Raw genomic sequence first — 22,262 nt, 5'->3', positions numbered from 1 at the left:
GGTCCAGCAGGGCTGGAGCGCCGACTGGAGCCAGTCCGGCTCGACCGTGACCGCCAAGAACGCCGCATGGAACGGCTCGCTGGCCCCCGGCCAGACGGCCGACATCGGCTTCAACGGCTCGCACTCCGGCACCAACACCAACCCGGTGAGCTTCTCGCTCAACGGCGCCAAGTGCAGCTGACCACCTAGCAGGGCGACGCGGGAGAGCCCCGGGGACCATCTGGTCCCCGGGGCTCTCCCGTCGTTCATGTCAGAGCAGGTTCATGTCAGAGCAGTCTGCTCATCGTCGGCCGCGCATGTTGGCGACCAGCGAGACGCCGATCACCGCGAGCACGATCTGGATGATCAGCTCGATCCAGTCGATGCCGTCGGTGTCCTTGACCCCGAGCAGCTCGGCGAGCAGCGAGCCGAGCAGCGCCGCGACGATGCCGACCACGATCGTCAGCCAGATGGGGATGTTCTGCTTGCCCCGAGCGAACAGCCGTCCGAGCGCGCCGATGATCAGGCCGATGATGATCGCGGAGATGATCCCCGAAATGGTCATGCCAACCTCCAGATGAACGCGGACTTCTCGGGTCCGGTTCTCCGGAATCTAGGGGCCCCGGCCTCGGTCCGCGCGTCGAGAGCGCGCCACCACCCGCGCGAGGGACCCCGCCACGCACGTCGTCGCCACTGCCTCCGGGACGCCCCGCCCGCCCGGGGCGAGGCGCGGACGCGTCAGCCCACGTAGGCGAATGTGTCGGGGTCGGGGCCCGTGCGGTGGCCGCGGTCGAGCGCGGTCAGCGCGGCCACGTCCGCGGCCGCGAGCTCGAAGTCGAAGATCGCCAGGTTCTCCTCGATCCGCGAGCGCGTGACCGACTTGGGGAACACGATGTCGCCGCGCTGCACGTGCCAGCGCAGCACCACCTGCGCGGGCGTGCGTCCCGTCTCGGCCGCGATGCGCTGCACCACCGGGTCCTCGAGCACCTCGCCCTTCGCGATGGGCGACCACGCCTCGGTCGCGATGCCGTGCTGGGTGTCCGCGGCGCGCACGGCCTCGTTCGTCAGGTACGGGTGCACCTCGATCTGGTTGACCGCGGGCACGACCGTCGCCTCGGCGAGCAGCCGGTTGAGGTGGTTGACCTGGAAGTTCGACACCCCGATCGCCCGCGCGCGGCCCGACGCGTAGATCTCCTCCAGCGCGCGCCACCGCGCGACGTAGTCGCTCACGGTCGGCAGCGGCCAGTGGATGAGGAACAGGTCGACGTGGTCCGAGCCGAGCGCCTCGAGCGTGCGGTCGAACGACGCGAGCGCGTCGTCGTGCGTGAGGTAGGAGTTGTTGAGCTTGCTCGTCACGAACACCTCGTCGCGCGCGAGGCCGCTGGCCGCGAGCGCGTCACCCACGCCCTTCTCGTTGGCGTAGCCCTGCGCGGTGTCGATGTGCCGGTACCCGACCTCGAGCGCGGTCAGGACCGCGTCCTTGGTCTCGTCGGGCGGGATCTGGAACGTCCCGTAGCCGAGCTGGGGGATGCTCACGCCGTTGTTCAGGGCGATGGTGGGGACGGACGTCATCGTTCCTCCTGTGCTGATGCGGTGCGCCCAGTCTCACCCGGATCCAGCCCGGATTCCCGACGAGCGCCCGCGCTCACGCGGACAGGTGGGTGACCTGCGGCCAGACCTGGTCCCATGGCCTCGTCGGCCCGTCGCACACGAAGAGCGGAGCCTGCGACGCCTCGTTGTCGACACCCGTGGCGACCGGGGCCACGCGGGTGCAGCCGCGCATCCACGAAGGCGCCCGCGGGTAGCCCGTCAGGACGACCGTGCGCTCGTCGTCGGGCGGCGGGCCCCAGGCGGCGAACCCGTTGTGGCCGCTGGCCACCCGAACGTCGGACGGCAGCACGCGCGCGTGCTCGAGCGCACCCGCGTCGCCGTAGCTGGCGGTCAGCACCAGCCCGGCGTCGTGCTCGTCGACGACCTCGGCGACGCGCGCGGTGAACACGTCCCAGCCGATCATCTCGACCTGGTCCTCCCCCAGCGCCGCCCACGGCGAGCCCGCGAACGTGCCCACCGGCAGCACGGGAAGCGCCGCGGGCAGCGCGACAAGGCTCGCGGCCGCCGCGATCGCGCCCAGCCGCGCGGTGCGTCGGGCCGGCCGTGTGGCCGCGAGCGCGCACACGCCCGCGGCGACGAGCGCCGGGTACAGGCCCGCGAGGTAGTACGCCTTGCCGCCCGTCAGGAGGAAGACGACGACGAGCAGCACGTACGCCCACGCGGCGGGCCGCGCCCACCGCCACGCGCGCTCCCGCAGCAGGCGCACGAGCCCGATCACCCAGACCACCGTCACCACGGGGTTGAGCAGCACGAGCGAGAGCCCGACGAACTCCAGCCGTCCCCCGAGGGTCAGGTACTCGTCGCGGATGTCCGCCGCGAGCTCGAGCTGCGGCCAGCCGTGCTGCGCCTGCCACAGCAGGTTCGGCAGCCACAGCACGAGCGCGATCCCGGCGCCCGCCCACGCCCACGGCGAGCGCGCGTGGTGGCGGGTCTCGCGCGTCGCCACCACTGCGACCGCGAGCGCGAGGAGCAGGAACGCCACCAGGTGCTTGTTCTCGAGCCCCGCCCCCGCCACCAGGCCGACGACGAGCCACCCGCGCGGGTCGTCGCGCCGCGACGTCGCGAGCGTGAGCCAGACGACGAGCGCCCAGAACAGCGTGTCCGTCGTCGTCGTCGACAGCATGTGCCCGGAGACCAGCGTCACGACACCGGTCGCGACCAGCACCGCCGTCACCGTCTGCTCGACGCGCGCCCCGCCCAGCTCGCGGGCCGTCAGCGCCGCGACCAGCACGAGCGCCCCGACGACGAGCGCAGGCACCACGTGCAGCGCCCACACGCTGCCGGGCGCGGCCTCGTCGGCCAGGCGCGCGAGCAGCGGCGTGAGCGGAGGCTGGTCCGGGTAGCCCCACGCGAGCCGGTGCCCCGCGGCGACGAAGTACAGCTCGTCCCGGTGCGCCCCGTACCGCCCCGCGAAGACGAGCAGCACGACGACGAGCGCACCGACCACCGCGAGCACGGGACCCCACGCCACCGCCGGCGGCGCACTGCGGGCAGCTGCGCCCCCGCCGCCGCTCGTCGTTCGCGGAGCGTCCAGCCATGCCATCCACGGCCCCCGTTCGGCGTCTCGTCGAGCACCCTGCGAGGAAACGTAGCGTGCGGGGCTCCCGCGCCGGGCTCAGGGGCGGAAGCGGCCCGTCTCGTAGGCCCACATCGCGATCTGGACGCGGTTGCGGGCGCCGAGCTTGGCCGTCAGGCCCGTCAGGTGGGTCTTCACGGTGCTCAGGGAGACGTGCAGCTCCGTCGCGATCTCGACGTTGGTCAGGCCGCGCGCGACGGCGAGCAGGACCTGCTCCTCGCGCGCGGTGAGCGGCTCGAGCGGGTCGCGGCGTGCGGCGGGGCGGGTCTGCGCGAAGTCCGCGAGCAGGCGGACGGTCACGGCCGGGGAGATGAGCGCCTCGCCGTCGGCGGCCGCGCGGACGGCCTGCGCGAGCAGATCGGGGCCGGCGTCCTTGAGCAGGAACCCGCGCGCACCCGCGCGCAGCGCACCGTGCACGTACTCGTCGAGGTCGAACGTGGTGATGACGACGACGGCGAGCGGGTCCGTGACGTCGGGTCCGGCGAGCAGGCGCGTCGCGGCCAGGCCGTCGGTCCCCGGCATCCGGATGTCGAGCAGGCACACGTCGGGGCGCAGCTCACGGGCCAACCGGACGGCCGCGCGACCGTCGGCGGCCTCGGCGACCACCCGGATGCCCGGCTGGGCGTCGAGGATCATCCGCAGCCCGGTGCGCACGATCTCCTGGTCGTCGGCGACGAGCACGCGCACGTCCTCGCCGGGCGCACGCTCGCCACGACGCGCGTCGTCGGAGGTCATGCGCCCACCCCCCGACGCGGCAGGACGGCCGAGACGACCCAGCCGTGGGGCTCCACGGGCCCCGCGACGAGCGTGCCGCCCAGCAGCGCCGCACGCTCGGCCATCCCGACGATCCCGTACCCCGTGCCGCGCACGGTCCCCACCGTCTCACCGTCGTCGGTCACCGTGCACCGGACCGCGTCGCCGTCGCCCGTGACACGGACGACGATGCTGGTGGCCGCGCGTGCGTGCCGCACCGCGTTGGTCACGGACTCCTGCGCGATCCGGTACACGGCACCGCCCACCGCGGGGCCCAGGTCCTCGAGGCGGCCCGACTGCTCGACGACCACGCGCGAGTCGGTCGCGGCGAGCGAGGGCACGTCCGTGACGTCGCGCACCGGGGCGAGCGCGGCCTCGTCGGCCCCGCGCAACGCACCGACGAGCGTGCGCATCTCGGCGAGCGTGCGCGCACCCTCGCGCTCGATCACGGCGAGCGCCTCACGCGCCGCGGACGGGTCCGTCGCCGCGACGACGCGGCCCGCCTGCGCACGCACCACGATCGCGGACACGTGGTGCGCGACGGTGTCGTGCAGCTCGCGCGCGAGCTGCTCGCGTTCGCGCACGCGCGCGTCCTGCAGCGCACGCGTGCGCGCCGTGAAGCCCAGGCGCACGACGAGCCCCGCGGCGGCGGGCAGCGAGACGACGAACAGTCCCGCGACCGTCTCCGTCACCGACGTCGGGTCACGGGTGATGCTCGACACGAACGCCGTGCCGAACACCGCCGACCCGAGCACGATCTGCCGACCGGAGCCCCACCGGTACAGCGCGTAGCCGAGCACCAGGACGAACCCCATCGACCCCAGGCCGACCGACCTCGTCGTCCCCGAGACGCGCACCGCGACCTCGACGACCAGCACGGCGCCGAACGCGACGAGCACGGCCGCCAACGGGTGGGTGCGGCGCCACAGCAGCGTGCCGGCCAGCAGGACCGTCATCGGCAGAGCCGCGAACGGCCACGCGACGTCCGTACGGAGCGTCACCTCCAGGACCGCGGTCACCGTGACCAGCACGACGAGCGCCCAGTCACGCCACACGCGCACGGGCGGGTCGGGGGCGGGCGGCAGCGCCCACAGTCGTCGCGCGGCGTCGAGGATCACGGCGCCCAGCGTAGGGACGCGGGACGCGGGCCGGATCGGCCGAAAGGTCAGGCCCGGGCAGCACGTCCGGCCACCGGGCACGGACCACGCGGCCGATGTGGCGCACCGGGGTCCGTCACGACGATCGACGGGTCCGAAGCTGCCGCCCGTCGTCCCGAGGAGAAACCGATGCTCGCCCAGATCCTGTACCGGATCGGTTGGTTCGCCACCCGGCGCCGCTGGGCGGTGATCGGCACGTGGCTCGCGCTCACGGTCGTGGTCGCCGGTGCGGCCGCCGCGTCGGGAGCGAAGCTCGAGGACGGGTTCACCGCGCCCGGGCTCGACTCCCAGCGCGCCAACGAGCTCGTCGCCGCGTCCGGCGGCGGGCAGGCCGGCATCACCGCGCAGGTGGTCGTCACCCCCGCGGGCGACGGGACGTTCCACGACGACGAGGCCGCGCGCGCGGCCCTGGCCCGGCTCCAGGCGGACGTGCGCGCACTGCCCCACGTCCTGGGCACCACCGACCCGACGGGAGCCCTCGCCGGGGCGCAGGACCCCGCGGCCGCCGGCGCCCTGTCACGCGACGGACGCGTCGCGCAGCTCCGGGTCCAGTACCCGGGGCTCGACCAGCTCTCCGCCGCCGACCTGACGGCCCTCGAGGCGGTGCCGCACGACCCCGCGCTGCGCGTCGAGATGGGCGGCGACCTGTTCTTCGCCTACTCGAGCGCGGACAGCAACGTGGGCGAGCTCGTCGGGATCGTCGCCGCGCTCGTCGTGCTGCTGCTCGCGTTCGGCTCGTTCGTCGCGGCGACGCTGCCCGTCGGCATGGCGGTGCTCGGCCTGGGCGTCGGGATCGGCGGGATGACGCTGCTGGCCGGCGTGACGACCGTGCCGAGCTTCGCGCCCGTGCTGGGCGCCATGGTGGGGCTCGGCGTCGGGATCGACTACGCGCTGTTCGTCGTGACGCGCCACCGTGAGCACCTCGCGGAAGGCATGGCGGTCGACGAGTCGGTCGCGCGGTCGCTCGCCGGGGCCGGGCGGCCCGTGGTGTTCGCGGGCGGGATCGTCGTCGTGTCGATCCTGGGCCTCGCGGTCGCGGGCGTGCCGTTCATGACCGCCGGGGGCATCGCGATCTCCCTCGTCGTGCTCGTCATGGTCGTCGCGTCCGTGACCCTGCTGCCCGCGCTGCTCGCGGTCGCGGGCCGACGCGTCGTGGGTCGCCACCGGCTCGAGACCACGAGCCCGCGGTGGGAGCGTTGGACCCGGCACGTCACCCGGCACCCCGCCGCGTACGGGGTCGGCGTGACCGTGGTCCTGCTCGCGCTCGCGGCGCCCGTCGTCGCACTCCGCGTCGGCATCCCCGACGACGGCGCCCTGCCGCCCAGCCGCACCGAGCGCCAGGCGTACGACCTGGTCGCCGAGGGGTTCGGGCCCGGCCGCAACGGCCCGCTCGTCGTCGTCGTCGACCTCGCCGGTGACACGCAGGCCGCCGACGCGGTGGCACAGGCCGTCGCCGCCGACCCGGGCGTCTCCGCGGTCGAGCCGCCCGTGCTGCGCGGCGGGCTCGCGACGATCGTCACGCACGCCACCACCGGCCCGCAGGACGTCGCCACGGCCCGCACGATCGACCGGCTCCGGACGCAGGTGTTCCCCGCCGCACTGGCCGGGACCCCCGCCGCGGCGCACGTCGGCGGTCAGACCGCGAGCTTCGCCGACGTCGGACAACGCGTGAACGACCGGCTCCCCCTGCTCGTCGGCGCGGTCCTCGCGATGTCGTTCGTGCTGCTCATGCTCGTGTTCCGCTCGGTGCTCGTGCCGCTCAAGGCCGTGCTGCTGAACCTGCTGAGCATCGGCGCCGCGTACGGCGTCATGGTCATGGTGTTCCAGTGGGGCTGGGCCGCCGACCTGATCGGGCTCGAGTCGACCGTGCCGATCGTGTCGTTCATCCCGATGTTCATGTTCGCGCTGCTGTTCGGGCTGTCCATGGACTACGAGGTGTTCCTGCTGTCCCGCGTGCGCGACGCGTACGCGGGCACGGGCTCGAACGACGAGGCCGTGGTCCGCGGGACCGCCCGCACCGGGCGCGTCATCACGTCGGCCGCCGCGATCATGGTCTGCGTCTTCCTCGCGTTCGTGCTGGGCGAGGACGCCGCGACCAAGATGTTCGGCGTCGGGCTCGCCACCGCGATCCTGCTCGACGCGACCCTGGTCCGACTCGTCCTGGTCCCCGCGACCATGAAGCTCCTGGGCGACGCGAACTGGTGGCTCCCGGGCTGGCTCGACCGCCTGCTCCCGCACGTCGACGTCACCGAACCTGCGTGACACGCCTGCGGCTCGCCCGAGGCACGCCCGCCGGGCGGGCCGCTCACACGGCGCGCGCAGCCACCCGTTCCACCAGCCGGTACCGGCTGCTCTCGTGCTCGACCGGCTCGAGCCCGGCCTCCGCGAGCCGGAGCAGCGGTCGGCGACGATGGTGCTCACCGTGCCGCCGCCCGACCACGTCCAGCCCGCGCTGCGCCATACGCCCCAGCCACGCCGACGACTCCACGTGGTCCGCCACGAGCACCCGCCCCTCGGGCCGGACCACACGGCGCAGCTCGGCCAGCACCGCGACCTCGTCGGGCACGCAGCACAGCGCGAACGTGCACACCACCGAGTCGAAGGACGCGTCCGGCCACGGCAGGTGCGCCGCGTCGGCCTGCACCGCCGTGACCGCCACCCGCTCGGCCGCCGCACGGTCCCGGGCAAGGGCCAGCATGGGCGCGCTCCGGTCGGTCACGACGAGCTCGTCGGACCGTCCGCGCAGGTACGGAAGGTTCGCGCCCGTGCCGACCGCGACGTCCAGCGTCCGCCCGCGCACGCGCTGCGCGACCCACTCCCGCGCGGGAGCGAGCAGGCGCGGCTCGACCCACGCGGTCGCCCGGTCGTACGTCGCCGCCTGCCCGTCCCAGTACTCGCGCGCGTCCACGCCATCTCCCACGTCCGACCTCCACGACAGCACGTATCGTGCCCGGTTCGTCCCGGTCGGCACGTCGAACGTGCATCGACACGGTGACGGAACAGCAACAGTGCCATCGATCGCCGTCGACCGGCCGCGACGACTCCTACGGTGCAGGCATGGCGGCGGACCGGGCAGGGGTGCGGTGGCGTGCGTCCGCGGTCGTCGCGGCGCTCGTCGTCGGTGCCGGGGCGACCCTCGCGACCACGCCCGGACCCGAGCGCTGCCCCGACCCGCCGGCAGACGGCGAGGTCAGCGCGTTCTACGGGCCGCAGGAGCACGAGGGCGGGAAGGGCTGGACCGCAGGCTCGTGGTCGTTCGACGTCGACGGCCGCACCGTCCCCGCGCACGTGAGCGTCTACGCACCCGGCTGCATCGCGGCCGACGACCGTGACGTCACGGTCTCGGTCGAGCTCAGCTTCGAGGGCGAGCGCATCGGGGCGGCGCCCGAGCGCGCGCTGCGCACCCTCACCGTCAGCGACGGTCGTGGTCGCGTCTGGGAACCGGTACAGGTCGACTCCCAGGAGTGGAAGGCGCAGGAGTACGAGGGCGGGCGCGCGGTCCCCGCACGCGCGAACCTCACGTTCGCGCTTCCGGTCGACATCGCCCCGCCCGTCACGCTGCACCTCGGCGACCTGAGCGGGGATGTCAGCACCGTCCCGCTCGACGAGCCCGCCTCAGCACCGGGCGCGCCGTGAGCACCGGGCACGCCGTGAGCACCGGGCACGCCGTGAGCACCGGGCACGCCGTGAGCACCGGGCACATGACGAACACCGCGCGGTCCGACGACCGCGTGCGGGGCGAGCTCGTCCTGCACCCCGTCGCCCTTGCGGGCCTCGTCGTGCTGCTGCTCAACGACCACGTCCTGAAGGCTGCCGCGCCCGGGTTCGTGACGGGCAAGCTCTCGGACCTCGCGGGGATGGCGTTCTTCCCGTTCCTCCTGCTCGCCGCGCGCGACGTCCTGCTGCGACGTCCGCCGACGGCCCGGTCGGCCTGGGTCGCCGCGGTCGTCACGGCGTCCACGTTCGCCGCGGTCAAGCTCTCGGACCCCGCGCGCGACCTGTACGCGACCGTCGTCGGCTGGCTCCGCTACCCGGCCGACGCCCTCCTCACCGGCACCGACTCCCCCGTCCCGGTCGTCATCCAGCCCGACCCGGGCGACGTGGTGACGGTCGTGGCCTGCGCCGCCGTCGTGCTCGTCGTGACCCGCACGCGTTCACGTCGAACCCCCCTCACCCGCGCAGCCTGTGTCAGCACCGCGTCCGCCGCACGGCCGTCACCCGTCACGGTCCCGGCCGGGGCTGACGCGCACCTCCACCGCCGGACCGTGCTCAGGTCCCAGGACGATGGTCCCTGGACACTCACGACAGCGCCCGGTACCCGGGCCTGAGCGGATTCCGGCGCCGACTGCGGCGACGCCGGACCACGTCAAGCGCCTCGCACGCGGTCCCGATGCGGGGACATGAGAATCGCCCCGTCCCGCGCCCTGACCATCGCCGCGTTCGCGGCTGCCATGTCGTTCGTCAGCGCCTGCGCGGGCGAGCCCGCTCCCGCCGAGACCGTCTACGTCACCGTCGAGCCGGCGCCGGTGGCACCCTCGAAGGAGCCCGCAGACGACCCGTCGACCCCCGAAGCGACCACAGAGCCGATCAACGACCCCGCCGCCGACCCCACGGCCGACGCTCCCGAAGAGCCCGCAGCGGAGACGTTCACGATGCCGCCCCTCGTCGGTGTCAACCTGCAGCTCGCTCAGGACACCCTGCAGGCACTCGGCTCCTGGTTCATGGACCAGGAGGACGCCTCCGGCCTGGGCCGGATGCAGATCAACGACTCCAACTGGACGGTCTGCGCGCAGGACCCGGGGCCAGGCAGCGTGGTGCCGGTGGAGACGGTCGTGACCCTCTCGTCGGTCAAGCTCGACGAGACCTGCCCCTGACCCAGCTGGCGCCGTCCCCCGCGGCGCACTGACGAGATCGGCGACTCACAGCGCACCGGTCTCTCATGACGCGATCAGTCCGGTCAGCCCCTCGCGGGACCGGGACTGATCGACGAGGATCGTCGGGAAGTGGCGCGCCGGGCTCGTCAAGCCCGCTCGCGATCGCGCAGGTCAGTGCCGCAGCGCGCATGGCGCGGCGGCCCCACGGAAGGATCGGTCACGGCATGACCGGGTATCTCACCGATCGCGGACCGGGCACCGGCGCGCGGCGCCCCGCTCGCTCCTGGCTGCACACCGACGCCCCGACCCTCTCCCTGAACGGCGACTGGCGCTTCCGGCTGCTGCCCGGCGCACCGGGTCAGCCGGGTGCGCACGGCGTCCTCCCTCCGGACGAGGGCGTCGAGGACGTCGCCCTCGAGGCGTTCGACGACAGCGCCTGGGACACCATCCCCGTGCCGTCGCACTGGGTGCTGCCCGCGGGCGGGCCGCACGGCGCGCCGATCTACACGAACGTGCAGTACCCGTTCCCGCTCGACCCGCCGCACGTGCCCGACGAGAACCCGACTGGTGACTACCGCCGCAGCTTCGAGGTCCCGGGCGAGTGGTCCGACGCCGAGGCGGTGGTGCTGCGCTTCGAGGGCGTCGAGTCCCGGTACAAGGTGTGGGTCAACGGCACCGAGGTCGGCGTCGGGTCCGGCAGCCGTCTCGCCCAGGAGCTCGACGTGACGGCCGTCGTGCGGCCGGGCACCAACGTCCTCGTCGTGCGCGTGCACCAGTGGTCCGCCGCGAGCTACCTCGAGGACCAGGACCAGTGGTGGCTGCCCGGGATCTTCCGTGACGTCACGCTGCAGGCACGCCCGGTCGGCGGCATCGAGGACGTGTGGCTGCGCGCGGGTGTCGAGCCGGACGGCTCGGGTCTCGTGACGGCGGACCTGACCGCCGGCGATGGGTCGTACCCGATCACCCTGCGGGTCCCCGAGCTCGGGGTCGACGTCGAGTGGTCGTCGCCCGCGGACGTCGCGCCGGTGCGCGTGGACACCGTCGAACCGTGGTCGGCCGAGGTCCCCCGGCTGTACGCCGCGACCGTGTCGAGCGCCGCCGAGACCCTCTCGTTGCGTCTCGGTTTCCGCACCGTGCGCATCGACGGCGACCGGTTCCTCGTGAACGGCGAGCGGGTCGTGTTCCACGGGGTCAACCGGCACGAGACCCACCCCGACCGCGGACGCGTCTTCGACGAGGAGTGGGCGCGCGAGGACCTCGCGCTGATGAAGCGGTTCAACGTGAATGCGATCCGCACCAGCCACGCCCCGCCCCACCCGCGACTGCTCGACCTCGCCGACGAGCTCGGCTTCTGGGTGATCCTCGAGTGCGACCTCGAGACGCACGGCTTCGAGCGCGTCGGCTGGGCGGGCAACCCGAGCGACGACCCGGCGTGGCGAGACGCGTACCTCGACCGGATCGAACGCACCGTCGAGCGGGACAAGAACCACCCGTCGGTGGTGATCTGGTCGCTCGGCAACGAGTCCGGCACGGGCCAGAACCTGGCCGCGATGGCCTCCTGGGTGCACGACCGCGACCCCGAGCGCCCGGTGCACTACGAGGGCGACCACACCGGTGCGTACACCGACGTCTACTCGCGCATGTACTCCTCGGTGCCGGAGACCGCCGCGATCGGCACCGACGGCTCGCGCTCGCTGCTGCTCGGGTGCACCGCCGCGGAGTCGGCGCGCCAGCGCACCAAGCCGTTCCTGCTGTGCGAGTACGTGCACGCGATGGGCAACGGTCCCGGGGGCATCGACCAGTACGAGGACCTCGTCTGGCGGCACCCGCGGCTGCACGGCGGGTTCGTCTGGGAGTGGCGGGACCACGGCGTGCGCACGCGCGACACCGACGGCACGGAGTTCTTCGGCTACGGCGGGGACTTCGGCGAGGTCGTGCACGACGGCAACTTCGTGATGGACGGCATGGTCCTGCCCGACTCGACCCCGACGCCGGGCCTGTTCGAGTACAAGCAGGTGGTGGCGCCCGTGCGTCTGGCCGTGACCGGCCGTTCCGACGACGCGAGCGGCCTGGCGCTGACGGTGACTAACCGCCGGCACAGCGCCGACACGAGCGACCTGGTCCTGCGCTGGCGGGTCGAGGCCGACGGCACCCCGACCGCGAGCGGGGTTCTCGACGCCGTCGTCGTCGCCGCCGGTGCGACCGCGACCGTCCCGCTCCCCGAGCTCGACGTGCCGACCACCGGCGAGGTCTGGCTGACCGTCGAGGCCGAGCTGCGCGAGGCGACACCCTGGGCGCCCGCGGGGCACGGCATCGTGTTCACGCAGCACGCCCTCACCCCCCGGCGTGCGGGCCTCACCGCGCCACGGCTCGCGATTCCCGCGCAGGTGGCGGCCGAACCCGCCGAGCTCCTCACCCTCGGGCCCGCCGAGTTCGCGCACGGTCGCCTGGTGCGCCTCGCGGGCCAGCCGGTGTCCGGGCCGCGGCTCGAGCTGTGGCGGGGCCCGACCGACAACGACCGCGGCCAGGGCGGCGGCTCGTACGACCTGGCCGACCCCTGGGAGAACAACGGCAACGGCGTGCCCGCGCCCCCCTACGACCAGATCTGGCGCGCGGCGGGCCTCGACCGCCTCACCGCCCGGGTCGAGCTCGTCCGCACCACGCGCGAGACGGTGCACCTCCGGCGCCGCTGGTCCGCCGCGGACCAGGCAGCCACGGTCGTCACCGACGAGCGATGGCACCTGGTGGACGACGAACTGTGGCTGCGCGCCGAGATCGAGCCCAGCCGGGGCTGGGACATGGTCTGGCCCCGGATCGGCCTGCGCCTGGACCTGCCGGGCGACGTCGACGGCGCGTCCTGGTTCGGCACCGGGCCGCGCGAGTCCTACCCGGACAGCCGCCACGCCGCCCGGGTCGGCCGGTTCGCGGCGCCGATCGACGAGCTCACCGAGCGCTACTCCAGACCCCAGGAGAGCGGACACCGCAGCGACCTGCGCACACTCACGCTCACGCGTGGCGGAGCCGCGTGGCTGCAGGTGGACGCCGCGGCCGACACGAGCGGCCGCAGGCCCGGCTTCACGCTCACCCGGCACACCGCGCAGCAGCTCGACGCGGCGCGTCACCCGCACGAGCTGCCCGAGACCGGCCGCACGTACCTCTACCTCGACGCCGCCCAGAACGGGCTCGGCTCGCGGGCCTGTGGTCCCGACGCGTGGCCCGACCACCTGCTGCGGCCGCAGGCCCGCACGCTCACCCTGCGCTTGCGCCACGCGTGATCGACGGGGTCGACTGGACGACGGTCGCTCCCTCGTTCACGGACGCCCCCAGCGCGAGTCTCGCCCTCGCCAATCTCCCGTCTGCAGCTCCGGTCCGCGTGGTCGTCTCGTCGTGGAGACGGCTCGCGAGAGCCGAAGCCTCCGCTATCCCGTCGCTTCCGAGGAAGGGCTGCTGTGCGCCTCCAGCCACGTCGCGATCTTCTCGAGGTCGATGTTCTCGCCGCCGACGGCGCGAACAAACTCGTCACCCTGGTCCGGCTCGACGGTCAGCCTCAAGTCGTTCAGGCTGTAGAACGCGTCGACCATCGTCCACGACAGCCGCCTGTTGCCGTCCAGGAGCGGACGTGACCGATTGATGCCGTCGAGGAGTGCGGCGCCCTTCATGTGGATACCCTCGTACGCCTCGTCTCCCCACACGACGGAGGCCGGACGCGCGAGCGCTGAGTCCAGCGCACCAGCGTCTCGGATGTAGAGCCCCCGCACCCGCCGTGAGAGCGGGCCGTGCTGCAACCACACCGCGTCGTGTGGCCACACGCGACGCGGGTCGGGCCGTCCGGCATGGGGCAGGCACTCACCCCTTGGACATGGTCCCGTGGGCACGCCAGCGGGCCGGTGAGGACGTGTCTGGCGATGGCCGTGGCGTTCGACTCGCTGTTCGAGGCCGAGTGCATCCGCATCCCCACGATGCGCTCGAACGGCGGCTGGAAGTCGATCCGGGACGTCGAATCGCCACCGCTGAGTACATGGACTGGTTCAACCACCGGCGCCCGCACGGCGAACGTGGAGGTCCCACCAGCCGAGTTCGAGACCAACCACTGGTCGCCACGAGACGGCCAGCCCTACGCTGACCACGCCAGCCTCGCCCGAGCTGGGACCAGATGACAGAGAGTCGCCATGAAACCCGGGGCGCATCAGTCCGCGTTGCTGGCTCTCACGTTGACCTGGCGGGAGTTCGTTCGCGAGGTCGACCGTGCTCTTGAGGGGGACTTCACCAGTGCAGCGAGCAGGACGACCGGATGTGAACGAGCGGGTCGGCACTACCTGGCGGATCTGAGCCGCATCCTGCACGGCAGCCCTGAGGAGGCTGAGGTCCTGGCTGCGGTGCGAGCGCATTTCGAGCAGCGTCTGGGTTCCGACTCGACGCTTGAGGATGTGGATGCGGCGATTGCGGAGCTTGGTCCGCCGGAAGGTGTGGCGGGGAGACCGTGGAGCGTCCAGCGGGCTTGGATTCGCAGGACAGGCGCGCGGTGAGGGGCGCTGTCGGCACTGCTGTCATCGGTGCGGTGCTGTTGGTGCTGCTGCCGCCGGCTGGCGCGCTCATCTCGCTGCTCGCGGTCGCTGTGTGCGTCGCGTTGCTGATCAAGAGCCCCCAGGTGCGTGGCAGCCACTGGTTGGGTTTCGCGACGATCGTGGCTGTCTTGGCCGTGGCGGCGTCCGTGTACTGGTTCGTGTTCGCTCGTGGTAGCTCGACCGAGGTTGTGCAGCACGACCCGGTGCCTTCGCAGGTGCCGTAGCGGTGGACGCAGGGGACGAGGACGTCCTGGCTGTCATTCGCACACGTTCCTCCGCTCGCTCGTCACTGACGCGGTGAGCGACTCTGAGCCTGGCTCGACGATGAAGGACAGGTACACCCAAGGTCAGGTGGGCCCCGTGGGGATCGAACCCACAACCCGCGGAGTAAAGGCTCTAGCAACACTAGGGACCACTCAAGACCATCGAATGTCGCCCGGACCTGCAGATACGCCACATCCGACGGTGGGGCAACCCCATGCAACAACATGCCGCACATCAGTGACATGTCAGGGACGTCGAGCTGTCCGCACGCCAGCGTGCTGGGCGCGGCAAGTCGGCGCGGGCGTCGAGCGGCCCGCCTGGTGACCTTCGATGGCGACGGGTCGTCCACAGCCCGTCCGCCCTGGCGAGACGCGGCAGCTAGACTCCGGAACTCGCTCGTGCTGCTCGGCTGTCAGACCCCTTGTCTAGGGTCGCGACACGTGACTAACGCACCATGGACCCTCCCCAGATCGAGGCTCCCGCTTGGCTATGGTCGAGACAGTTGCGGCTACATGCGCGACGCCAGATGGAGGGACCACCGATGACAGACCTGCTGCCCGAAGGGGTGACGCGACCCCGGGTCGCTTCATTCTTCGCCGGGATCGGTGGCTTCGATCTGGGCTTCGAACGCGCTGGCATGGAGACCGTCTGGCAGTGCGAGATCAAGCCGTTCTGTCAGGACGTGCTTGCTCACCATTGGCCGGATGTGCCGAAAGCCACGGACATCCGCAGCGTTGAACCAATGGACATCCCCGACGCCGATATCTGGGCCGGAGGGTTCCCCTGCCAGGACATCTCACTAGCACGAATGGGGCCACGCAGTGGACTTCACGGATCGCAGTCGGGCCTCTTCTTTGAGTTTGCTCGCCTCCTTGCAGCGCGTCGCCCCCAGGTTGTCGTCCTCGAGAACGTTGCAGGTCTCCTCTCTTCCAACGAAGGAAGAGATTTCGGACTCGTCGTTCGGACGCTGGCCGACCTCGGGTATGGCGTGGCGTGGCGAGTTCTTGACAGTCGACACTTCGGCGTCCCCCAGAGCCGAACGCGAGTCTTCATTGTCGGATCTCTTGGAGGTCCGGACGCCGCCGCAGCGGTACTTTTTGAGCCCGAATGCGGCGACCGGGATTCTGAGAAGAGCCGACCGAATGGGGAGAAATCTGTTTCCCCCTTTGCGATCAGCGTTGGAGATCCTAAGCGGGGCTTCGTCAAGAAGCTAGCGCACTGCCTGTACGCCGAGTCGGCCCGCCACACCGGCACCGACTGGTCGCGCAACTACGTCTCGTACCCGGACGGCCGCGTCCGCAGGCTCACCCCGCTCGAAGCGGAGCGCCTGCAGGGATTCCCCGACGGCTGGACCTACCTGCCGAAGTACGCGGACGACCCCGACAAGCTCGACTCGGCCAGGTACCACGCCTGCGGCAATGCGGTAACGGTCAACGTCATCGAGTGGCTCGGAGAACGCCTCATGGCCTCCGTGCTCAGCCTCCCCGCGACAGATAGCGAGGCTGTCGCTTAGGCGTGGACCACGAGTTCGTTGTACTCGTCGAGGAACTTCTTCGCTGGCCGGTCCGCAAGTTTGTGCGGCAGACGTGCGCTGGGAACCTCACCGCACACCGCGTCGAGCAACTCGACAGTCCGTGCGTCGGCCGCGAGTAGTGCCCGCGCATCTTCGATCATCGAGATTCGGTACACCCCGCCGCCAAGATCGAGGCGGAGCACGCGGTTGTCGAACGCCCAGTGGTGTTGCTTGCACAGCATCAGGCCGTTCGGCACGACGTCGAGGTCATACGCACCCCACGGCAAGATGTGAGCCGCGTCTACTCCGCTGTTCATCCGCCCCGGCTGCCGGGGCGCGCGCAGCCCACAGAACACACATCGGTAGTCGTACGCGGTCTGGACCTTGAGCCGGAACGCCGAGGCTGCTGCCCCACGGGCACGCTGTAGCCGATAGATGTGCTCGGCTCGCAGTCGGACGTCGGGGGCGTCCTCCGGTGTCTCCGGCGGAGTCGGGACCGCGATCTCGTCGAGTCCGCTCACGCCGGCCAGGACGCGCAGTGCGGGCAACGGATCGGTTCCCGGGAGGTAGTACGCGTCGTACCAGTCGAGCGCACTGATGATGTTGTCGACGACCGTCCGCAGAGCTGCGCCGATCTCGGCTGGGCCGTCGACCAGCTCCGCGTGTTGCCGCATCAAGCTCGCGAGACCGTCGGGGAGGCTTCCTGCCGCGTCGTGAAGTTGGCGGACCTGCGCGGCACGTGTTGCGAAGGCGATGCGCTCGCTGAGCCGGTCGTCGTCAATGTCACCGGACCTGGTCACCAGCGAGGTTGGGCGGATAACGGCGGTGTTGCCAACCTGCTCCACGACCGCAATGTCGATGTCGAGGATGTACCGCTGGTCAATGACGATCGGCAAGGCGCGCGAGATCCGGTCCTCCTCCCGTGTCGGCGGCGGCATCAGCAGCAGCGACGCCACCTGCGGCGCGAGGTGACCGTCTCGGCGGCTCTCCTCCAGCCGAAGCCGCAGCTTCCCTCCCTGCTTGTCCACACGCAGGTTGGACGGCTTCACACCCCAGGGCGTCTCCAGCTGGAACGACACCCCTTCAAACTCCGACGCCACGCGAGGGCCTTGACGACCAACGAGCTCGTACTCTCCTCGACCGCCGCTTGGACGCTTGTGGATCGAGAGTGTGTCGCCGTCGTCGACCGTGGTCATGATCGGGACCCTAGCGAGACGACGACGTCCGCGCGCCAGCCGCGCCGCGGGAGCCGACGCATAGCGCGCCGTACGCTCTTCTGGTGGTGTCTGAGTCCTCTTGGGCGAGCAGCCCTGGGGCGCGCCGCTCGATGCTCGGGAACCGCTCACGAGATACGACCCCGGAACTCGCCGTCCGCCACGCCGCCCACGCGCTCGGGCTGCGCTACTTCGTCGCTGCCCGTCCGATCCCGACTCTGAGACGGACGGCCGACATGGTCTTCCCTCGCGCGCGCGTCGCCGTGTTCGTCGACGGCTGCTACTGGCACGGATGCCCGGCGCACTTCAAGGCTCCAGCCACCCATTCTGACTATTGGGGGCCGAAGATCGAACGCAACCGAGCTCGCGACGCTGAGACGACGCGTGCACTTCGCGATGCCGGGTGGACCGTCCTGCGCTTCTGGGAACACGACGACGCCGCATCCTGTGCCATCGCTATCCGCGCGGCGGTCGAGGCTGCGTTACCGGCGCGCACTGCCCGCGCTCACTCGTAGACGGTCAGGCTCCGCCAGAGCAGTTCGTCGACGAGTGCGTCTGCCGGCTCGAATCGCACGGGCGGGGTCTGGTCGGCGCCCCACTGCTCGGCGTACTGCTCGAAGTCGTGCAGGTCTGCACGGGTCGCGCCGCCGCCTGCCCGGATCAGGTGGCACCCGCCACGGCCGTCGTTGGTCACCACCGCGAGGTCCTGCCCGTGCGCGACGAGGATCGCTTCGAACCGCAGCGTCTCCTCCGATGCGTGCTCGGAGATCCTGATCGCGCGCAGGCCGTACGGGCAGTCCGCGGGCGCGGGCCGCGCCGGGTAGTCGTCGTCAGGAGACACGGAAACCTCGCTCATCGGTGCGCTCCGCACCGGATCGAGAGCACGAAGCTCAGCACGTGCGAGCTGACACAACGAGGGTCCGAGCATCGCTCGAGACCGGCCAGCGGGCCGTCCGGGATGAGCCGCTTCGTTCCGTCCCGCCTGACGAGCACCGCGTAGGAAAGGTCGGCGACGTCGAGCCAGGCGACGGTGTGCTCGTCGAGGCCCAGGGCGAGCCAAACCGTCCCGTCGTCATCGACGTCCGGCAGCGCGCCAATACCGGACGCGCAAAGCGACGAAGCGACGGCCGCTGCGAGCTCGGCGTCGGCAATGTTGGTACTGGTCACTGTTCCTCCTGGTCAGGGTGGGGGGACACGTACCGGGCTTCGACGGGCGCGCACATCTGCTCGAGCGTGAGGTCGCCGGCGACCCACCGTTCGGTGAGGTCGTCCAGCCACGGGTCGGGCTGGTGGCCGGCCAGCGCAGCGGACACCTGCGCCTCCGTTGCGACGCGCTCCCGCCACAGCCGGTTCTGGTCCCTTCTCCACCGGCCAAACGCCGCCTGTCGCTGACGGTCGTCGGCGGCGCTCACAGGCCCAACGCCGCACTACTCGTGTCGCGGAGCGCCTCGCTCGGACGCACATACCGCGCGAGCGTCTCGAGCCGTGCATGCCGGGTCGTCCGAGCAAGACGGTCCGCCGGGACGCCGGCCTCAGCGGCGGTGGTGGCGTGCCCGGCGCGCAGGGAGTGACCGGGCAGGTCCAAGTCGTCGATGCCCGCCTGAGCGGCACGTGCGCGAAGCACCTCCTGAACGGCCTCACCGGAGAGTGCCCGACCGCGAAGCGCGCGAAGGTCCGACCACGCGATACGGACGAAAAAGGGCATCTACGCGAGTTGCGGGCGACAGTTGAGGACTTGCGTGTCAGACCCTCTGGCTACCTTCGAAGACATCGGACCCCAGCCGGAAGGGGGTGATGATCATGGGGAAGCCGTCGAAGGCCGCAATGTCGAAGGCCGGGTCGACGCTCGCGTCGAACGGCTCGAGCAAGGGCGCGAAGTCCAAGGCCGGTTCCACTCTCGGCAAGGGCTGACCGCAGCGGTGGGCCGCGGAAGCCACGGCCCACCGCTCGCTCACGAAGCGGGACGCGGCAGCCGATGCAACCCACATGCCGCTGAGCGCCATTCTCGAGGGTGTCGCCATCGACGCGACCCTCGAAGAACTCGCACCTGGTGTCACCTGGGAGATCATCCACCGAGTTCGTCCGCGCCCCGAACTAACCTGTCCGGCCTGTGGCGCGGGCCTCCACGCGAAGGTCTCACCAGCCCCGAGGCGGCTTCGCTACTTCGCGCACGATGCCCTTGGCAGCGAGTGCCCGCTGAGCGGTGAGTCCCTCGCGCACCGGCTACTGAAGGTTGAGCTCGCCAACGCCATCCGCGACGCGGGGTGGGAGGCTCGCCTCGAGGTGGCGGGCGACGGCTGGCGCGCCGACGTCCTGGCAACCGACCCGACAACGTCGCGGCGAGCGGCATGGGAGGCGCAGCTGTCGCCACAGACAGCCGACGAGACAGCCGAACGCACCGAGAACCTGCGCCGATCTGGCGTCGGGGTCTGTTGGGTCACCGACAAGCGAGCGCCGTGGCTCGGTAGCGCACCGAGCGTTCGCGTCGCACGCGGGGACGCCGCCCTACAAGTCGTCCACGGACACGCTCGCCTGACTGCGGGCTGGTGCCAGCCCCGACACCGGTGCGAAGGCGCCATCTTGAGCGAACGAGGCGGTCCCTGCGACGGCCACAGAAAGTGGTCGACGCCGGACCCCGTCACGCTCAGCGCATTCGTTGGCTTCGTCCTAACCGGGCGCGTGCGCCCGCACCACGTCGAGGTCGAGCCGTGGGAGCAGATCGGACCTTGGGTCTGGACGGCACCCGCGTACGTGCACCTCTCAGAGGAACTCACTGAGGCGGAGCGCCAACGCGACGAGTGGCTCCGCAGACAGGACGAGCTACGCGCGGACCACGAGCAGCGGATCCGCGCGCTTCTGAAGCGGCAAGAGGATCTGCGGCGGCCGGTCATGGAGTGGATGCTCCGCGAACGTGGCAAGCAGGTCGTCATCGCAGACGGCGAACGTGCGCCGCGTTGGGCGATGGGCGTTCCGGTGTACTTCGGCCAACAGGTGATCGGAGTGGTCTGCCCCGTCGCGAGCCGCGTCGACGAGGTGGCAGGCAGGCTTGCGAACCTCGTGGTCTTTGCTGCATCGAACGCGGAGCGCGACCGCATCGTGAAGGCAACGCGACGAGGCCTCGAGGTCGTCGTTCTCGCGCCGACGACGCCACCTCCAGACCTGCGTCAGAGTTGATTGACGTGAGTCCCGATGCCCATGCGGACCGCAGCTCCCGAGCGCGGGACGGGTTCGGTACGGTCCTCGGGTGACGACCGCCAACGACGCCCGCGCCGCCAGCGACCTTCTTGAGCGCCAGGCGGAGCTCCTCGTCGCGGTTGCGACGGGTGGCTCCCGGATGGACTCGGTGAAGTGGGAGTACCGCGAGCGACGGGACGATCTCGAGATCGCTCTGCGCAAGGTTGGACTGTCGGACCCGTTCCCGTGGGAAGAGCCTTCCCGCTGGTACGCCTACTACTCCGCGAACGGCATGGGTACGTACGCCTCCCGCAGGGAGTACATCGCTGAACTCGCCGCACCGATCCGGGCCAGGCTTCGCGAGCTGATGCTTGGCATCGCTGTCGAGGACGGCGGACCCGAACACTTGGACTGGCCGCTGCTTGAGACGCGGTTGCGGGAGGCGAAGGACAGGTTCGCGAAGTCGTCCACGCTGGACGACTTCCAGGACGTCGGGCGTCGTTGTCGCGAGCTGCTGATCGACCTGGCGAACCTCGCGTTCGACGCCACGATGCTGCCGGTCGGCGCCGAGGAGCCGAAGGGATCGGATGCGAAGGCGAAGTTGGGGTACGCGTCGGACTACCTGTTCGCTGGAAGGCAGCACGCTGAGCTGCGCGCCGTCGCCAAGACGACGTGGGATCTAGCGAACAAGGTGGTGCACGGGGGCATCGGGGACGTTGACGCGTTCGCGACGATCCAGGCAACCGTGGCGCTCGTTCGCATCTTCCAGCGCGCGACCCAGCCGTGACCGGCACGACCTACCCCTCATGAACGACGACCAGACGACGCCTGTCACGGTCAGCGCGCTTCGCGCCGAACTCGTCGGTTGGCCGGATGACGCGCCCCTGACTATCACGGTGCCGGACCGCGCGCAGTCGTCGATCGCCGCGATCCTGCCCATCGTCGGCGCGGGCTAAGGGCCCGGAGTCGAGGCGAGCGACGACCCCGTGCTGGCGATCTCGTTCCCGCTCATCGCCGCGCACCACGCCGAAGCGGCGCAGGACGTCGACCCGTGGGGCGTGCCGGACCGGATGCTTGGCCCGATCCCGGACGGCTTCTACGGCGCCGTGGGTCGGGTCGTGACGCTCAGCGCCCTTCTGGAAGACCGCCTCCGAGCGCTCTTGCAGGCAGTACGCCATGCACCGCAGACGGCACATGCGAAGGATGCTCCCGGCCGCTTCATCCCGGAGCTCCGCAGGCAGGCGGCCAAGCTCGGGCCGGACTGGGCCAGACTCGCCGGTTATCTTGACGACGTCGATGCTGCGCTCGAACGCCGCAACGTGCTCGTGCACAACCTGTGGCAGTCGAAAGACGGCCACTTCTACGGTCACCGACTCGATCGCACCCCGAAACGTGCCAGCGCCACCACAACCTTGGACGAGTTGCACGCAGACATCGCGGAACTCGTTCGGCTGATTGACGGCTGGCAGCCGTGGTTCGCGCTCGCCGGATCCATTCCGTGGCGGCAGGGAGATACCTAGACGGCCCGCCCCTTTCGAGCCACGGTCGCCGGCGGCTGTCTTCGAGCGCTTGGCGGGACGGA

General features: G+C 71.4%; 25 protein-coding genes. 13 read left to right on the top strand and 12 right to left on the bottom strand.

Annotation, left to right across the window (positions count from 1 at the left end):
• Positions 1-181, top strand: a 181-nt coding sequence (locus CUD01_RS14315) for a cellulose binding domain-containing protein (RefSeq protein ID WP_141322098.1), incomplete at its 5' end; no start/stop codon positions are given.
• A gap of 99 nt (positions 182-280) precedes the next feature.
• Here CUD01_RS14315 and CUD01_RS14310 read toward each other — a convergent pair.
• The 5 genes from CUD01_RS14310 to CUD01_RS14290 form a co-directional block, all read right to left on the bottom strand.
• Positions 281-544, bottom strand: a complete 264-nt coding sequence (locus CUD01_RS14310; protein WP_141322096.1) for a GlsB/YeaQ/YmgE family stress response membrane protein — start codon at positions 542-544, stop codon at positions 281-283.
• Between the two features lie 173 nt (positions 545-717).
• A complete protein-coding gene (locus tag CUD01_RS14305) occupies positions 718-1,551 on the bottom strand; it encodes an aldo/keto reductase (RefSeq protein WP_141322095.1) in 834 nt (277 codons plus the stop codon).
• 73 nt (positions 1,552-1,624) lie between these two features.
• Entirely contained in the window at positions 1,625-3,061 is a 1,437-nt protein-coding gene (locus tag CUD01_RS14300; RefSeq protein ID WP_166772182.1) for a glycosyltransferase family 39 protein, read from the bottom strand.
• A 144-nt stretch (positions 3,062-3,205) separates the two neighbouring features.
• A complete protein-coding gene (locus tag CUD01_RS14295; RefSeq protein ID WP_141322092.1) occupies positions 3,206-3,901 on the bottom strand; it encodes a response regulator in 696 nt (231 codons plus the stop codon).
• A complete protein-coding gene (locus tag CUD01_RS14290) occupies positions 3,898-5,037 on the bottom strand; it encodes a sensor histidine kinase (protein ID WP_218023863.1) in 1,140 nt (379 codons plus the stop codon). Before CUD01_RS14290 ends, CUD01_RS14295 begins: the two co-directional genes overlap by 4 nt.
• 168 nt (positions 5,038-5,205) lie before the next feature.
• Here CUD01_RS14290 and CUD01_RS14285 point away from each other — a divergent pair, with 168 nt between their 5' ends.
• Positions 5,206-7,338 (top strand): MMPL family transporter, encoded by a 2,133-nt coding sequence (locus tag CUD01_RS14285; RefSeq protein ID WP_141322090.1) that lies wholly within the window; start codon positions 5,206-5,208, stop codon positions 7,336-7,338.
• A 43-nt stretch (positions 7,339-7,381) separates the two neighbouring features.
• On the opposite strand, the gene CUD01_RS14280 is transcribed toward CUD01_RS14285, so the two are convergent.
• A complete protein-coding gene (locus tag CUD01_RS14280) occupies positions 7,382-7,996 on the bottom strand; it encodes a class I SAM-dependent methyltransferase (protein ID WP_244937791.1) in 615 nt (204 codons plus the stop codon).
• Between the two features lie 137 nt (positions 7,997-8,133).
• Between CUD01_RS14280 and CUD01_RS14275 the strand changes: the two genes are divergently transcribed.
• The 4 genes from CUD01_RS14275 (at position 8,134) to CUD01_RS14260 (ending at position 13,225) form a co-directional block, all read left to right on the top strand.
• Positions 8,134-8,712 carry a hypothetical protein gene (locus CUD01_RS14275; protein ID WP_141322089.1) on the top strand — a complete coding sequence of 193 codons (579 nt, stop codon included), beginning with the start codon at positions 8,134-8,136 and terminating at the stop codon, positions 8,710-8,712.
• Positions 8,709-9,404, top strand: coding sequence for a hypothetical protein (locus CUD01_RS14270; RefSeq protein WP_141322087.1), 696 nt, complete (start codon positions 8,709-8,711; stop codon positions 9,402-9,404). The genes CUD01_RS14275 and CUD01_RS14270 overlap by 4 nt, the downstream gene beginning before the upstream one ends.
• A gap of 72 nt (positions 9,405-9,476) precedes the next feature.
• On the top strand, positions 9,477-9,950 hold the full coding sequence (locus CUD01_RS14265; protein ID WP_141322085.1) for a PASTA domain-containing protein: 474 nt from the start codon (positions 9,477-9,479) through the stop codon (positions 9,948-9,950).
• Positions 9,951-10,174: 224 nt separating this feature from the next.
• Positions 10,175-13,225, top strand: a complete 3,051-nt coding sequence (locus CUD01_RS14260; protein WP_141322083.1) for a glycoside hydrolase family 2 TIM barrel-domain containing protein — start codon at positions 10,175-10,177, stop codon at positions 13,223-13,225.
• A 144-nt stretch (positions 13,226-13,369) separates the two neighbouring features.
• On the opposite strand, the gene CUD01_RS17420 is transcribed toward CUD01_RS14260, so the two are convergent.
• A complete protein-coding gene (locus CUD01_RS17420; protein ID WP_341765987.1) occupies positions 13,370-13,741 on the bottom strand; it encodes a type II toxin-antitoxin system death-on-curing family toxin in 372 nt (123 codons plus the stop codon).
• Positions 13,742-14,448: 707 nt separating this feature from the next.
• Between CUD01_RS17420 and CUD01_RS14250 the strand changes: the two genes are divergently transcribed.
• Entirely contained in the window at positions 14,449-14,739 is a 291-nt protein-coding gene (locus tag CUD01_RS14250; RefSeq protein WP_166772181.1) for a hypothetical protein, read from the top strand.
• Positions 14,740-15,320: 581 nt separating this feature from the next.
• Positions 15,321-16,292: a DNA cytosine methyltransferase gene (locus CUD01_RS14245; protein ID WP_141322078.1), complete on the top strand. Its 972-nt coding sequence runs from the start codon at positions 15,321-15,323 to the stop codon at positions 16,290-16,292.
• Here CUD01_RS14245 and CUD01_RS14240 read toward each other — a convergent pair.
• Positions 16,289-17,488, bottom strand: coding sequence for an HNH endonuclease (locus CUD01_RS14240; RefSeq protein ID WP_141322076.1), 1,200 nt, complete (start codon positions 17,486-17,488; stop codon positions 16,289-16,291). The two genes, CUD01_RS14245 and CUD01_RS14240, sit on opposite strands and share 4 nt — an antisense overlap.
• A gap of 131 nt (positions 17,489-17,619) precedes the next feature.
• On the opposite strand from CUD01_RS14240, the gene CUD01_RS14235 reads away from it, so the two are divergent.
• Complete coding sequence (locus tag CUD01_RS14235; RefSeq protein ID WP_141322099.1) at positions 17,620-18,021, top strand: very short patch repair endonuclease; 402 nt, start codon at positions 17,620-17,622, stop codon at positions 18,019-18,021.
• Here CUD01_RS14235 and CUD01_RS14230 read toward each other — a convergent pair.
• The 4 genes from CUD01_RS14230 to CUD01_RS17415 form a co-directional block, all read right to left on the bottom strand.
• Positions 18,012-18,362, bottom strand: a complete 351-nt coding sequence (locus CUD01_RS14230) for a hypothetical protein (RefSeq protein WP_141322075.1) — start codon at positions 18,360-18,362, stop codon at positions 18,012-18,014. The genes CUD01_RS14235 and CUD01_RS14230 overlap by 10 nt on opposite strands.
• Positions 18,359-18,673 carry a hypothetical protein gene (locus CUD01_RS14225; RefSeq protein WP_141322073.1) on the bottom strand — a complete coding sequence of 105 codons (315 nt, stop codon included), beginning with the start codon at positions 18,671-18,673 and terminating at the stop codon, positions 18,359-18,361. Before CUD01_RS14225 ends, CUD01_RS14230 begins: the two co-directional genes overlap by 4 nt.
• Positions 18,670-18,819 carry an antitoxin VbhA family protein gene (locus CUD01_RS16650; RefSeq protein ID WP_166772180.1) on the bottom strand — a complete coding sequence of 50 codons (150 nt, stop codon included), beginning with the start codon at positions 18,817-18,819 and terminating at the stop codon, positions 18,670-18,672. The genes CUD01_RS14225 and CUD01_RS16650 overlap by 4 nt, the downstream gene beginning before the upstream one ends.
• 95 nt (positions 18,820-18,914) lie before the next feature.
• The gene (locus CUD01_RS17415) at positions 18,915-19,211 is read right to left on the bottom strand and encodes a tyrosine-type recombinase/integrase (protein WP_141322072.1); all 297 of its coding nucleotides are present in this window, start codon (positions 19,209-19,211) and stop codon (positions 18,915-18,917) included.
• Between the two features lie 281 nt (positions 19,212-19,492).
• Between CUD01_RS17415 and CUD01_RS14215 the strand changes: the two genes are divergently transcribed.
• From CUD01_RS14215 to CUD01_RS14205, 4 genes are all read left to right on the top strand, one after another.
• The gene (locus CUD01_RS14215) at positions 19,493-20,680 is read left to right on the top strand and encodes a competence protein CoiA family protein (protein ID WP_141322070.1); all 1,188 of its coding nucleotides are present in this window, start codon (positions 19,493-19,495) and stop codon (positions 20,678-20,680) included.
• A gap of 70 nt (positions 20,681-20,750) precedes the next feature.
• Positions 20,751-21,467, top strand: a complete 717-nt coding sequence (locus CUD01_RS14210; protein WP_141322067.1) for a hypothetical protein — start codon at positions 20,751-20,753, stop codon at positions 21,465-21,467.
• A gap of 19 nt (positions 21,468-21,486) precedes the next feature.
• Positions 21,487-21,636, top strand: a complete 150-nt coding sequence (locus tag CUD01_RS16645) for a hypothetical protein (protein ID WP_166772179.1) — start codon at positions 21,487-21,489, stop codon at positions 21,634-21,636.
• Positions 21,637-21,666: 30 nt separating this feature from the next.
• Positions 21,667-22,200, top strand: coding sequence for a hypothetical protein (locus CUD01_RS14205; RefSeq protein WP_141322064.1), 534 nt, complete (start codon positions 21,667-21,669; stop codon positions 22,198-22,200).
• The last annotated feature ends 62 nt before the right edge of the window (positions 22,201-22,262 follow it).

The sequence above is a fragment of the Cellulomonas uda genome (assembly GCF_006538705.1).
GTDB classification, from domain to species: Bacteria; Actinomycetota; Actinomycetes; order Actinomycetales; family Cellulomonadaceae; genus Cellulomonas; species Cellulomonas uda.
Note: the sequence above shows the minus strand (reverse complement) of the source record. Positions and strands in the feature narration are given on the sequence as shown.